The following is a 14832-nucleotide window of genomic DNA, read 5'->3' on the forward strand; positions in this document are numbered from 1 at the left end:
TTACTGAATTAATCCAACAAAGTTTGCAGTATATCCTGAGGGAGATTCCTGTAAACCCTGATTTTTGCTTACGTTATGGGAACTTTACATCGAATGCAAGCAAACCAGCCACAACGACTTCAGAAATCCCTTGCCTAATGCCCCACAAGCCCAGGCCGCTGACAATAACCAACCCACCTCCAATCCAGCGTTTAAACAACAAATCATTACGCATGATGGCGTGATGCGCTTTTAAGCCCAGCACATGACCAACAGCGGCAATTGGCAATAGCGATAACGCCGCCAAAAAGTGCAAATCGACCGAAAAGGCAATGAAGGTCGTCATTTTGATGCTGACTAGGATAAACCACAACACAAACAAGGTGTCACGCAATTGATCCTTGCTGACGTTACGCATATACACCGCCACCATCAACGGTGCGCCAGTCAGGGATGTACCCGCGACATAACCGCCAATGACCAACAGCAATTTATCGACCCAATTGCCTTGGCTTTCAATGTTACGATTGAGTAACCACATGAATCCGTAAAACAGGGTGATCGTATAGATAAAAAAATTCAGCCATAACACAGGCAGGTTCAACAACCCGAACACGCCAATAATAGCGGGTGGGATAATATAAACCGAAGATCGCCGCAGATACCGCCAATCAACATTGTGCAATCGAGTACGCAGGGTCAAGCCGGAAAAAAACAACAGATGCACACTGATAATCGGCAACCATAAACGCGGATCATTATGGACGAACAGCAGCAACGGCAAACCCAATGCCGCGCCACCAAACCCTAAACCAGTACGGACAAATCCCGCCCACACAAACAGCACGGCAACCACCAAAATTTGGTGTAAAGAAAAATCAAGTCGCATGGCTTAGGGTTCTTAGGTTTTTATGCTTAACAAGCGTTATTTGTGTGGGTGAGTTCCAAACCAAGCCCTGAACCACGCTTAAAACAAGTTTCCGTTCGTCCTCGACTGCATGGACAGATATATTGCTCCTGCAATATCTGCATTCACCACATCCCTGTGGTTTATGCAGGAGGTAGGGCAACGCATGGACGACAAACTGCTCCTGCGTTTGCTGCATTCAGTACGTCCTGTACTTCAGCAGTTGCCGAGAGCCTGTCGAAGGACTCAATCAGGGTTTTTGGCAAGGTCTGCAAGACGATACCAACTACCCATCAACCACACTTACTCTCGCCGCAATTCAGGCACGTCATACAGCCATCCATCAACACAACGGCTTTGGTCTGGCATTTGCCGCACAAAAGAGCCTTCGCCGGAAAAGCCCCGTCTTCGTCGATTTCGGCAGAATCCGTGTGCATGGCTTCAAATTCCTTGCGTTTGGCATCCAGGAATTTCTTATGATGATCGCCCAGATCCCGGTCTTTCAACATGCCGATGCGTTTCATGTGCGATTCAATCGCGCAGCCGATTTCGGCTACCAGTGATGGCATAAACACACCGCCTTTCTTAAAATAACCGCCTTTGGGATCGAACACTGCTTTCAATTCTTCCACCAGGAAACAAGCGTCGCCGCCTTTACGAAACACCGCCGAGATAACCCGCGTCAACGCCAGCACCCACTGGAAGTGTTCCATGTTCTTGGAATTGATGAACACCTCATAAGGTCGGCGTTCCTCGTGTTCCGTGTCCGCATTCAGGATCATGTCGTTGATGGTAATATACAAAGCATGTTCCGATTGCGGCGTTTTGATCTTGTACGTCGAGCCGTACAAGATTTCTGGGCGCGAGAGGTTTTCGTGCATGCTTTCCCGATCAATGGCTTTAGCAACATATTCAGCCTGAGTTTCAGCCACTTTTTTGTCGTCTTCGGTCAAGACTTTGTAGCTGATGATTTTTTTGTCTAGTTTATGGGGCATTGGTTTGTCTCCTTTTGGAATGCTTATGTATGTGTAAATGCTTATTTGTTTATATTTTACCGTTCGTCGTGAATCCCATCTTGTTCCCTCTCCTCCTGTGGGAGAGGGTTAGGGTGAGGGATATATAAGGTGTCGCTAACGCGACGGTTGTTTGAATATGGGTTCTCGTACCCACGGACGAGATACTTTTCTTTGCTCGGAAAGCCACATGGATGTGGCGAATGCGGAAAATGCAGGAGCAATTTTCCGTCAAAGAAAAGTATCCAAAAGAAATCCGCCCGATACCGCTTGCTTCCTGCGCGCCGTCGATTTTATCGAGGTTTGCTGGAAGGGACTCCTGCTCCTCCAGCAAAGTGCGGCATCCCTGCCGCACCCCTTCGGGATAATCCCTATAAAACCGCCAGTGCTCGGCGCGGCATAACGGGAATGGGGTGGACATGGCTACTGCATTTTATGTATCACCGTACAGCTTTTATGTGTTACGCGTTAACCTTGGTTTTGTAATGCGATCTAACTTCCGCTATTTCAAGTGCTAACTGACCATTTTCAGAAAGCTGATTTGAATTTGCCCAATATAAATATGTATCTTTCAATCCAAGCTCTTCTGCAACAGCCTTTAATGATAAACGCCTTAAAATATCTATCGTAATTGGTCTTTTTTCATCCCAAAAAATTATTGCATTAAGAAACTTCAATGATGAAGTTGACGTAAGCAATGAAAAAACAAATCTTGCTTCATCTTCCTTGTCAAAAGATAAAAAATTAACAGTGTCATCAAATACTACTATTTGCCCATCTAGCGGACCAATAAGATTAAAATTTAATTTCTTATAAAGAGCAGATATGGCAATTTTCCATTTTTTAAATGTATAGCCCCCTACACCAAAAATCGAGTATAGCGGCTTATTTTTATAAATAGAGCTTTGCCTATTTTTTAGAAACTCTTTGTGCTCACAAAGGTATTTCCATGTTTTTGGTGCTATTGTCTGAATAACGGATGTGTCCTCTCCGACAGATTTTTGAGTGATTAAAACTACTTTTCGATAAAAATCAGTTCTTCCATTTCCAATATCTGAGCTTTTTAATAGCGGATATATGTAAACATCTTCAAGATCAACACACTCACCAAGACCGTTTTTGAATCCATTATCAATCCGCTCTAATTCCATAACCTTAGAGCAATCATGTTTGATACCTGAGCGCCAAATATATTTATGATCTTGTCCTGACAAATGTTTCGATTGTTCGTACGCCACTATATCATTTACGATAAAGCCAGCTCTTGCTCCTATAACACGGGAAGGTATTTTTGAATCTAATCCTTTGTAAATATCGCAATCAGCATTTCCACTACCTGTAATTAACACAAAAAGGCACGCTTCTACAGAAGCATTAAAGTATGCTTTCGCGTCAATCGGATAAATATGACCAAAGTATAATGGTTTATAACTACTCATTATTTGGCGCATCACTTTACGCGCAACAGCATACTTGCATAAAACTGCTATTGCGCCTTTTCTTTTTGAAAGCCAATCAACATGACGCAATAACATCCACTCTGAAATATCAAAGTTTCCTGAGCCTGTGATAGCCTCAATACCTCGACGATTTTGAAAATTTGATTTGTCTGGAGTATTTTCGCTATTGAGGACGCTAAGTTCACTACTTGTAACCCACGGTGGATTTCCAATGACAAGAACAAATCCAGATTGATCAGAAATTATTGTTTCCCAATCTACAGCAAAAAAATCTGCTGTTTCAAGAAATACTTGGTTTGTATCACGGTGCTTGATCAAAGATAATTTGGCTTCACTGATATAACTATCATTTATATCAAAACCTAATACTTTTGCACCATCAAACCCATCTATGGATGCTCTAATAAACGCACCTTTACCACAGCTTGGCTCAATAATAACTGATGGTGTAAGCTTATGATTTTGCTTAAGAGTTTTTATTACGGCATGAGCCAATATATCAGGTGTTTGAAAGTCACCGTATTGCCACTTGTCAATAGATTTGATTGCCATGTTAGCGAACTCTGAATATGCCAGTAATTTCTCCAGCCATTTGGATAACTCGGCCATATTGAAGCCGCCATTGGAGGGCATTTGAAATTGTTAGGTAGCCTTGCAAAGGCGGCGTTTGTATAATTTTCTCGGCCAGCTGATATGCGCCTATTTCATCAACAGGAAGATTTCTCTCGGCAATGAAGGCGATGATATCGTCGAGATTCCCATCTCTATCAAGAATTTCCAACAACCCTTTTGTTGTTTGAAAATCAGCGGTACGTTGCTTATCAACAAAAATTGTGTGTTGCATATTTAATCTTGCTGTCTTATTTTCATGGTCATCATACTTATCGTAAACAAATACCAATAAGTGATAGTCCAGGCCAAAAACTTTCTGGGATGCCGACTTAAAAGGACATGATGACTGAGGTTGTTTAACACTGGTTACTTTTATATCTACCCCAAGACCAGGAATATCAATGCCCGTAGCTGAATTGCCTTGCCTATAATTATATGCACCCGCCAGAAATGTAGTAAATTTGTGTTCAAGATAGGTGCCTACTGCTTTCCCGTCAGTAATGCCATAGAGAGACGGCTCATCGTAAGTTGTCTCAATTTCTGCAAATTTTGCCGCTTCTTCTTGTAATATTTCAATCGACAATTCTGGTTTCATATCTCTCTCGGATAATTTGAACTTAACTCGTAAGATGCGCTTTAAGCAGGATCTGCCAAGGAACGAGGCGCATTGATCGCGTTCTTGATTGTTGCAGTTCAGTCCAATAGGGTCTTAATTTTGTCTTTTACTTCATCGATCCCACCATTTAGCAATGGCCCTAAATAATCAGACACAGATTCGGCTACTTCTCCACCCGCATTATCAGCAACTTTTGTTCCCAGTTTTTTTAGGGCTGCTTTCATTACCCCCTTGAAGCTGTTGTCTCCTTTTGCCCCTAATTTAACTAAGCTATCAACTACCTTACTTTTATCGCTATCTGAAAGATATGTTTCAAAAACCGATAAATAAGCATCAACAGATAACTTAACAAGTTCTGGAGAAAACGAACCATCAGTTATGTAATTAAGATTTTTTAATTTAAACCGAAGAAAATCAATTAAATAAGGATTATCTATTTCAATACCAATTTTGTCATTGTCTTTTAGGAAAACTGGATTTTGCAATAAATTTTTAAGTTCTTCATTAAGGTCATTTTCGGAAGAAATCCTTAATTTTGCTTCATAAAGTAAACTTCTTGCTTTAGATCGAGTTACTTTAAGTTCTGACACTAGATTATAAATATTTGGGTTTGTTTCAATCACGCCCAATTTTTGTAACTCCATAAATAGAAAAATATCAAAATCTCTTTTTGACATTGATCCAAATGCAGGATTCAGATATTTATTCATGATATTAAGAAAAGTCACTTTAACATCGTCCGAATTTTTTTTATCTATCTTATCAATTACACTCATATTTATTCCAAAGTACCGTTGAGTTTACGAACCCCAACATATATAAAACAACAACTCAAAACTTCCCGTAATAACCCTCTTTCAGCGCATCAAAAAGATTCGCCGCACTATGGATTTCCCCATCGTATTCAATCTCTTCATTGCCCTTAAACTCGACGATGCTGCCATCTTCCAGAGTGAACTGGTAGGTGGTGTTTTCTAAATCCTTATCCTTAACCAGTACGCCCTGGAACACTTCGGGGTTGAAGCGGAAGGTGGTGCAGCCTTTTAAACCTTTGTCGTAGGCGTATTCGTAGATGGATTTGAAATCTTCATACGGGTAATCAGTCGGCACGTTGGCAGTTTTGGAGATGGAGGAATCGATCCAAATCTGCGCGGCAGCCTGGATGTCCACATGCTGCTTAGGTGTAACATCTTCGGCGGAAATAAAGCAGTCCGGCAGTTGCTGTTCCGGTTTGTCGCTGTAAGGCATGGCGTTGTGGTTGACCAGTTCGCGGTAAGCCAGTAATTCAAAGGAGAAAACATCGATTTTTTCTTTGGATTTTTTTCCCGCACGGATGACGTTGCGCGAATAATGGTGGGCAAAGCTGGGTTCGATGCCGTTGCTGGCGTTGTTGGCGAGCGACAGGGAAATCGTGCCCGTGGGCGCAATGGAACTGTGGTGGGTGAAGCGCGCACCGGTTTCCATCAGTTCGGCAACCAGTTCCGGCTCGATTTTCGCCACTTGCTGCATGTAGCGGCTGTATTTGGCGTGGAGGATTTTTCCTGCCACCTGGTCGCCGACCTTATAACCATCTGCCGCCATTCCTGGACGTTTACGCAACATTTCACCCGTCACGGTGAACAGTTGTTCCATGATCGGCGCAGCGCCTTTTTCTTTGGCGAGCGACAAGGCGGCTTTCCAGCCTTCGACTGCCATGACTTTGGTGACTTCTTCAGTAAATTTTACGGAGGCATCATCGCCGTATTTCATACCCAGCATGGTCACGGTTGAACCTAAGCCCAGATAACCCATGCCGTGGCGGCGTTTGCTGGTAATTTCATCGCGTTGTTTTTGCAGCGGCAAGCCATTGATTTCGACGACATTGTCCAACATGCGGGTAAAGATGCGGATGGTTTTGCGGTAGGTTTCCCAATCAAACTGGGCATCTGCCGTGAATGGTTTTTTGATGAAACGGGTGAGGTTGACTGAACCTAACAAACAGCTACCATACGGCGGTAAAGGTTGTTCGCCGCACGGGTTGGTGGCGCGGATGGTTTCGCAAAACCAATTGTTGTTCATCTCGTTGACCTTGTCGATCAGGATAAAGCCCGGTTCGGCGTAGTCGTAGGTGGAACTCATGATGATGTCCCACAAGCGACGAGCAGGCATAGTTTTTGATATTTTACAGGCGACCAGGCCGTCTGCATTGACCACATAACCTGTATGCACCGGAAATTCGCGCCAGACAATTTGTTCGTTATTGGTGAGATTAAGCTGGTCAACTTTGGCTTCTTTTTCGGTGACGGGAAACGAAAACGACCACGATTGGTTGTTCTTGACCGCATCCATAAATTCGGTGGTGATGAGCAAGGACAGGTTGAACTGGCGCAAGCGGCCATTTTCGCGTTTAGCGCGGATAAATTCGACTACATCAGGATGCCCAATATCGAATGTCGCCATTTGCGCGCCGCGCCTGCCGCCAGCAGATGAGACGGTAAAACACATCTTGTCGTAGATGTCCATGAACGATAAGGGACCGGATGTGTAAGCCCCTGCCCCAGATACATAAGCGTCTTTAGGGCGTAAGGTGGAAAATTCGTAGCCGATACCGCAGCCCGCTTTCAGCGTCAAGCCGGCCTCATGCACTTTGCCCAAGATGTCGTCCATCGAATCGACAATCGTGCCGGACACCGTACAGTTGATAGTGGAAGTGGCGGGTTTATGTTCCAGTGCGCCAGCATTCGAGATAATGCGCCCTGCGGGAATAACACCCTGGCGTAATGCCCATAAAAAATCCTTGTAACACAGTTCCTGCTGCGCTTTACCTTTTTCCACGTCGGATAGGGCTTTGGCAACACGTTGATAGGTTTCATCAATGTTTGCATCGAGTGCAACGCCGTCCTTGGATTTCAGGCGGTATTTGGTGTCCCAAATGTCCATTGAAGCATCCTGAAACGGAATTTCAGTGACATTATTGGCGATGACATGGAGTTGTGCTGGCATGGATGATCTCCCCGGTTGTGAGCGTTATAAGGTGTTAGGACACTTATGTTTTGTACATCTAATGATTTGACGATGCTTTTGATATCGCCTGAGCTTTGCTGTTTACGTAAAATTCTTGGTAAAACAAGCGATAACGTAATAGGGCTAACTTAGTTTGTTACGACATATTGTGGTTTTATGAAATATTAGCACAATATATTGTGTTTGTGGGGAATTATTTGTTTTTTAGGAAAGATTATTGTGGAGGGTTGAAATTATGGTTTTTGTTCAGTTAGTTACTGGATTTTTGTGATAGCTGTTGCGTAGATATTTGAATAATGTGTCGCTAACGCGACGGTTATTTTTAATCGGATGCAGGTCTCGATCAAAATCAATCAAGCAAAAACCCCCCGCTTTGGTGCTGCCACATAGCGAAGTATTTCCCTTGTTTATCCAGCAATTGTTGATGCGTGCCTTCTTCAATGATTTTGCCGTATTCCAGCACGACGATACGATCCATTTTCAAGATAGTTGAGAGACGGTGTGCAATTACGATGGCGGTCTTGTCCTTGATGAGATTGAAAATGGCGACCTGGATTTGCTGTTCGGTGAGTGAATCTAACGCGCTGGTCGCTTCGTCCAGCACCACGATGGGCGCGTCTTCAAGGAATGCCCTAGCAATGGCAATGCGCTGCTTTTCGCCGCCAGACAGCTTGACTCCACGCTCACCCACCATGGTGTCGAATTGTTCCGGTAAGTCATTGATAAAATCCAGGCTGCATGATTTTTTTGCCACTTCAATTAACTCGGCATCAGAAATGTCTTCGCCCAGCGCGATATTGTCCCGCACGGAACGATGGAATAAATCGGGCTGCTGGGGAACCATGGAAATTTGCCGTCTTAACGATTCTAAGGTAAAAGACTTGGCATCAGCTCCATCATAAGTAACGTAACCTTGTTGAGGATCGAGAAACCGGAACAACAGCTTGGTTAAGGTCGATTTACCTGAGCCGGATTGCCCGACCAGGGCAATTTTTTCGCCAGCTTTAATATCCAGATTAAAATTCTCAAACAACCGCGTTTGCTGCGGATTGGTTTCATTGTAAGTAAAACCAAGATGGTGCAATCGGATTGCTCCTTGCGTTATTTGGATGGATTTGGCATTGGGAGCATCCCGTTCCAGGTCGTCCTGGCGAAATATCTCCGCCATTTCAGAGGCATCGGCAAGTGCAGTAAAAAAATTCCTGAAATTGCGGCCAAATTCCCATAAGCGCTGGATCAGCATAATCATGATGGATTGGAATAAGACAAACTCACCTACCTCAAAATGCCCTGCTTTCCATTTCTCTATCATCAAATAGATCAGCAGCAACTCCATCCCGAACGTCATCACCCCTTGCACGGCAAAGGAAATGAAGGTCATCAGCCAAGCGATTTTTTTCCGGCGATAAACCTCGTTTGACGCACTATTTACCCGGTTTTGTTCGTTATCTTCCAACGCAAAGGTTTTCACAATGAAAATATTGCTGATGGCATCCGAGACAACGCCGCCGACTTTACTGTCACCTTCTGCGACGGCCTTATCAAAGCGCATTTTCCACATTGAAAAACCAATATTCCAGGCAATGAGTAAGGCAACCCAAGCGAGAAAGTACAATGCAAACTGGCGTTGATGCTGGTAGAAAATACTGAATGAAATGGAAACCGCCAGCAGATTCATATAAAACTGGAATAAAAACCAGTCCATAATGATTTCAAAAGACCGCGAAAAACGATTGGCCTGCTTGATTAGACTGCCCGAAAAATTATTCTCAAAAAAAGTGGTTTTCTGCTTTTTCAACACATCAAAGCAGCGTTTTTCCAGGAGATTAACGCCGCCGCCATCCAAAGGCACAATCGCCAGCTCAAGTAAACGCCACGAAACCCAAATACCAGCAAAGACGAGACCGAGTTGCTTTAAATTGTCATTTAACGATGCTAAGACCGCTTCAGAATAAGGTGCGGCAAGTCCATTAGCGATGTTTTTGTAATACGTCGGTGCAAGCAAATCTAGCCCAGTCGCACCCGCAAGCGACAGTAACGCCAGGATAAAATACCACTTCTTCTGCCAGACGACCCGTCCGTATTCCCTGAATATGATGCCCATTGCTATGTATTTGTGTCGTTATGCTTAAATAGAATTTATTCTGCTAGCTGTTTTTGGAACAGCTACTCTGCCAAATCCTATCTACTAAGATACAGTGACCCGCATTAAAATCAATTGTCGCTGGTTTTTTTAGCTGGTAGCTGGTGATTTTTAACTGTCATTTAATCGCATCATAACTTAAGTATTATTAAGTCTGCTATGTTGTCAGGCAGTACAAATTACTTAATCCTAATTTAGGTCATCAACTTAAAACCCTCTTCCTTTAGCTTTTGATTAATAAAACCATTGCTAATTTTTCCAGAAGCATTATAATTGGCGGTCTTAATCGCGGGGTGGAGCAGCTTGGTAGCTCGTCGGGCTCATAACCCGAAGGTCGTAGGTTCAAATCCTGCCCCCGCTACCAGTTACAAGGAAGCCCCAGTTTGGGGTTTTTTATTTTAGGGGCTTTGGACTTAAAAGCTTACTATGGTTTTAATGGAAGAGCCGCTGGCTCTTTTTTTATGTGCGAAGATTTGATGAGGAAACAATGAAGCAAGCTCCTGTGCATTTGGTGAATTTAATCGAACCAATTGTTGAAGGTTTAGGATATGAATGCGTCGGCATCGACTATAATCCGCACCCCAAACATGGCTTGCTCAGGATTTACATCGACAGCCCTAATGGTATTTTGGTGGATGATTGCTCTAAAGTCAGCCACCAAATCAGCGGCGTACTCGATGTTGAAGATCCTATTTCAGACAACTACCAATTGGAAGTTTCTTCGCCAGGCACAGAAAGACCCTTCTTCCATGTACACCAGTTTGAACAATTTATTGGTAGCACGGTCTTGGTGAATGTATACCAAACTATCGCCGGACGGAAAAAAATTACCGGCGTAATTGAAAAAGTTGTAGACGACATTATCACACTGCGTGAAGCAGAGCAGATTTTTGAGGTGCCATTCGACGCAATGAGCAAAGCGCGTTTGGTGCCTGACTATTTACACAAAAAAGGAGGACAACATGGCAAATAAAGAGATCTTATTAGTAGCCGAGGTATTTTCTAATGAAAAAGAGATTGATAAGGAAATTGTCTTTGAAGCTATTGAGTCCGCCTTAGAAGCGGCAACGATAAAACGCCATACCAATCAAATCAAGGTTCGTGTCGTCATCGACAGAAAAACTGGCGATTACACCACCTATCGGCAGTGGGATGTGGTGGATGCCAACCCAGATATTGATGGTGATGTAGAATTCCCTGTCTCGCAAATATTATTGGAAGTCGCCCGTTTAGACGACAAAGATGCTCAGGTCGGCGATATAGTCCAGGAAGAAATTGACTCCGTTGACTTTGGCCGCATTGCCGCGCAAACCGCCAAACAAGTCATTATCCACAAAGTACGAGAAGCCGAACGCCAAAAAATAGTTGAAGCTTACCAAAGCCGAGTTGGTGAACTCATCACAGGCATCGTCAAACGCATTGAAAAAGGCAATATTTATTTAGACTTAGGCGGTCATGTAGAAGCCTTTATCGCCAAAGAGGACATGATTCCCAGGGAAGCTGTCCGCATTGGTGACCGGATTCGTGGTTATTTGAAAGATGTCCGTTCAGAAGCGCGTGGACCCCAACTATTTATAAGCCGTACCGCACCAGAGCTGTTGATTGCCTTGTTCCGCTTGGAAGTGCCTGAAGTCAATGAAGGCATGATCTCGATTATGGGTGCTGCACGCGACCCCGGCTCACGGGCGAAAATAGCCGTCAAAGGCAACGACCCCAGGCTTGATCCTGTCGGTGCTTGCGTTGGTATGCGTGGCTCAAGAGTCCAATCAGTCACCAATGAACTGGCGGGCGAACGTGTCGATATTATCCTCTGGAATCCCAGTGAGGCGCAGTTTGTTATCAACGCTATGGCACCTGCGGAAATCCAGTCCATCGTGGTGGATGAGGACAAACACAGCATGGACTTGGCGGTCAGCTCTGAAAACCTGTCTCAAGCTATAGGCCGAGGCGGCCAGAACGTGCGCTTGGCTACCCAGCTAACGGGATGGGAATTAAATGTACTTGATGCCACCAAAGCAGAAGAAAAAAGCGAAGCCGAGGGTGCTAAAATCAAGCAGCTATTTGTTGACCAACTGGATGTCGATGAAGATATTGCCCTTATTCTAGTAGAAGAAGGCTTCAATACCGTCGAAGAAATTGCGTATGTTCCCGCCAGCGAAATGCTTGAAATCGAAGGCTTTGACGAAGCCTTGGTCAATGAGCTGCGTAGTCGAGCTAAAGATGCCCTACTCATCAGAGCTCTTGCGGCGGAAGAAAAAATTGAATCGGCCGAACCTGCTGATGACTTGCTCGAAATGGAAGGCATGGACAAAGAATTAGCTTATGAAATGGCAGGCTTAGGCATTATCACCATGGAAGATTTAGCGGAACAGTCGGTTGACGATTTGCTGGGTATTAAAGGCATAACTGAAGAACGGGCTGCACAATTAATCATGAAAGCCCGCGAGCCGTGGTTTGCTGAAGCCTCAGGTGAATAGGAAGGAGTAGTATATGAGCGATAAAACAGTACGTGAATTAGCCGAGGTAGTAAAAATCCCTCTCGAGCGATTATTAGAGCAGCTTAAGGAAGCAGGGCTGTCTGTCAGCACGGCTGATGAGGTGATTAGTGATGATGACCAGACCAAATTACTGACCCACTTGCGTAGCCGACACGGAAAACCCGCTGGAGAACCCGAAAAACAACGCGTCACGCTAGTGCGAACAAAGCACATTGAGATAAAACAGCCAGCTTTACCCGGAAGCACCACCAAAACCATCAATGTCGAATTCCGTAAATCGAAAAACTATGTCAATATCAAACATAAGGAAGAGCAAGAAACGGCTCAACCTGAACAGATTGAACAAGCACCTACTCCTGAAATAATCGCACAACCCGAACCACAAGCAATTGCCAAAGATGCTACGAAATCAGCCGAACACGAGCCAAAAGCATCAGCTTCACCAACACCTGAGCTAACGGCTATCGAGCCATCATCACAAATACCAGAACATACGACTGCAAACACAGTGGTCGAATCGGCCGTGGATGCAAAACCAGATGATACGAAAGCAAAATCGGATAAGCAAGAAAAGTCACTAAAAACCAAGGAAGTAGAAGCTCCCAAAAAGAAGATGGACGAAAAAGAACGTCGTCTGGAAGAATCCATTAAAAGAAATTCCGAGAGAGTAAAGCAACAAGCAGAAGGCAAAAAAGAAACGCTGCACAGAAAAAAGACTGACGACGATGGTCGATCAGTCAATTATGCTAGAAAGGGCAAAAAGAAACCCAAGACACCGACACGCGGATCTAACCAATCTGACGGCAAACATCAATTCGAAATGCCAGTTGCCCCGATGGTAAAGGAAGTGACGATACCGGAAACGATTATTGTTTCTGATCTCGCCCAAAAAATGAGCTTAAAAGCGGCGTTAGTCATCAAGCATTTGATGAAGCTAGGCATCATGGCAACTATAAATCAAAGCATCGACCAAGACACCGCCGCCATTCTGGTGGAAGAACTGGGTCACAAAGCCATCATGCAGAACGATGATGATTTTGAACAAGATATGCTCGTCGAAGCGCAACAAGAAGATAACCGTATTCCTGTACCGAGAGCGCCGATTGTTACCATCATGGGTCATGTCGATCACGGTAAAACCTCGTTGCTGGATTACATCCGCAAAACCCGTGTTGCTGCGGGTGAAGCGGGCGGTATTACCCAGCATATCGGTGCTTATCAGGTAAAAACCGACCACGGCTCGGTCACTTTCCTCGATACCCCAGGCCATGCCGCATTTACGGCAATGCGTGCCCGTGGTGCTGATGTCACTGACGTAGTTATCGTCGTGGTGGCAGCAGATGATGGCGTAATGCCGCAGACCAAAGAAGCGGTAGAACACGCCAGAGCGGCAAATGTGCCGATTATCGTCGCCATGAACAAAATCGATAAAGCCGATGCCAACCCTGATAAAGTCATGCAAGAATTGTCTAATATCAACGTTGTTCCCGAAGAATGGGGCGGCGATGTCCAATTCCTCAAAATCTCCGCCAAAACGGGAGAAGGCATTGATGAGCTTATCGAAGCGTTGATTGTCCAAACTGAAATCCTGGAATTAAAAGCGCCAATCGAAGGCGCAGCGTCCGGTATCGTCATCGAATCCAGGCTGGATAAAGGTCGTGGTGCGGTGGCTACGGTATTGATCCAGAAAGGTACATTGGAGAACGGTCAGATGGTCTTATGTGGACATGAGTTCGGACGGGTTCGCGCCATGTTCAATGAAAACGGGAAACCCATTAAAGAAGCTGGGCCTTGCGTTCCAGTCGAAATTCTTGGTTTGTCTGGAACACCCTTTGCGGGTGATGAATTCCTGGTGGTTCAAAACGAGCGCGTTGCCAAAGACTTGGCAAAACACCGTGAAGACCGCAAACGCTCGACTAAACATGCTGCCCAAAGTGCTTCAAAACTGGATGAAGTGTTCTCACGAATGGCTACCGGTGAAATTGCCAGCGTCAATTTGGTTCTCAAAACCGATGTTCAAGGCAGTTTGGAAGCCTTACGTGGCTCCTTAATTGATTTGTCGAACGAGGAAGTGGAAGTCAAAGTTATCTTTGGCGGCGTTGGCGGCATCAATGAGGGTGACGTTAACCTTGCCCTGGCCTCTGGGGCAATTTTGATGGGCTTCAACGTAAGAGCAGATGCGACATCCAGAAGAATTATCGAAGAAAAAGGCGTTGACCTGCATTATTACAGTGTCATTTACGATGCTATTGATGAAGTCAAGAAATCAATCAGCGGCATGTTAGCACCTGAAATTAAGGAAACAATTGTTGGTCTTGCCGAAGTGCGTGATGTGTTCAAATCGCCAAAATTTGGTGCCATTGCTGGCTGTATGGTCGTTGACGGCTTTGTCAAACGTAACCTGCCAATCCGTGTATTGCGGAACAATGTGGTGATCTACGAAGGGCAACTAGAGTCTTTACGCCGCTTTAAAGACGATGCCGCCGAAGTCAAAATGGGTATGGAATGTGGTATCGGCGTAAAAAATTACAACGATGTCAAACCGGGCGATCAAATCGAAGTATTTGAACGCACTGAAATCAAACGTGTTTTATAAAGCTG

11 protein-coding genes and 1 tRNA gene are annotated in these 14832 nt (G+C 44.6%); 4 read left to right on the forward strand and 8 right to left on the reverse strand.

Translation table 11 applies throughout. The features are described 5' to 3' along the window. Window positions 1-73 precede the first annotated feature (73 nt). From AC1YY3_RS08510 to AC1YY3_RS08545, 8 genes are all read right to left on the reverse strand, one after another. A complete protein-coding gene (locus AC1YY3_RS08510) occupies window positions 74-868 on the reverse strand; it encodes a sulfite exporter TauE/SafE family protein (protein ID WP_481824410.1) in 795 nt (264 codons plus the stop codon). 311 nt (window positions 869-1179) lie between these two features. Next, entirely contained in the window at window positions 1180-1881 is a 702-nt protein-coding gene (locus AC1YY3_RS08515) for a TSCPD domain-containing protein (RefSeq protein ID WP_481824411.1), read from the reverse strand. 49 nt (window positions 1882-1930) lie between these two features. After that, entirely contained in the window at window positions 1931-2320 is a 390-nt protein-coding gene (locus AC1YY3_RS08520) for a hypothetical protein (RefSeq protein WP_482194409.1), read from the reverse strand. Window positions 2321-2360: 40 nt separating this feature from the next. Further along, window positions 2361-3911: an SAM-dependent methyltransferase gene (locus AC1YY3_RS08525; protein ID WP_482194410.1), complete on the reverse strand. Its 1551-nt coding sequence runs from the start codon at window positions 3909-3911 to the stop codon at window positions 2361-2363. A 1-nt stretch (window position 3912) separates the two neighbouring features. Further along, the gene (locus AC1YY3_RS08530) at window positions 3913-4566 is read right to left on the reverse strand and encodes a type II restriction-modification system restriction endonuclease (protein ID WP_481824414.1); all 654 of its coding nucleotides are present in this window, start codon (window positions 4564-4566) and stop codon (window positions 3913-3915) included. A 98-nt stretch (window positions 4567-4664) separates the two neighbouring features. After that, window positions 4665-5363 carry a hypothetical protein gene (locus tag AC1YY3_RS08535; RefSeq protein WP_481824415.1) on the reverse strand — a complete coding sequence of 233 codons (699 nt, stop codon included), beginning with the start codon at window positions 5361-5363 and terminating at the stop codon, window positions 4665-4667. 55 nt (window positions 5364-5418) lie between these two features. Continuing rightward, window positions 5419-7569 (reverse strand): adenosylcobalamin-dependent ribonucleoside-diphosphate reductase, encoded by a 2151-nt coding sequence (locus tag AC1YY3_RS08540; protein WP_481824416.1) that lies wholly within the window; start codon window positions 7567-7569, stop codon window positions 5419-5421. A 370-nt stretch (window positions 7570-7939) separates the two neighbouring features. Next, entirely contained in the window at window positions 7940-9694 is a 1755-nt protein-coding gene (locus tag AC1YY3_RS08545) for an ABC transporter ATP-binding protein (RefSeq protein WP_481824417.1), read from the reverse strand. 326 nt (window positions 9695-10020) lie between these two features. On the opposite strand from AC1YY3_RS08545, the gene AC1YY3_RS08550 reads away from it, so the two are divergent. The 4 genes from AC1YY3_RS08550 to infB all read left to right on the forward strand — a co-directional run bounded on the left by AC1YY3_RS08550 (window position 10021) and on the right by infB (window position 14827). Then, a tRNA-Met gene (locus tag AC1YY3_RS08550) sits at window positions 10021-10097 on the forward strand. 123 nt (window positions 10098-10220) lie between these two features. Further along, entirely contained in the window at window positions 10221-10706 is a 486-nt protein-coding gene (gene rimP, locus AC1YY3_RS08555) for a ribosome maturation factor RimP (protein ID WP_481824418.1), read from the forward strand. Further along, complete coding sequence (gene nusA / locus AC1YY3_RS08560) at window positions 10696-12210, forward strand: transcription termination factor NusA (RefSeq protein ID WP_481824419.1); 1515 nt, start codon at window positions 10696-10698, stop codon at window positions 12208-12210. The genes rimP and nusA overlap by 11 nt, the downstream gene beginning before the upstream one ends. Window positions 12211-12223: 13 nt before the next feature. Further along, complete coding sequence (infB, locus tag AC1YY3_RS08565; protein WP_481824420.1) at window positions 12224-14827, forward strand: translation initiation factor IF-2; 2604 nt, start codon at window positions 12224-12226, stop codon at window positions 14825-14827. The last annotated feature ends 5 nt before the right edge of the window (window positions 14828-14832 follow it).

The organism is Methyloglobulus sp. (genome assembly GCF_964779595.1).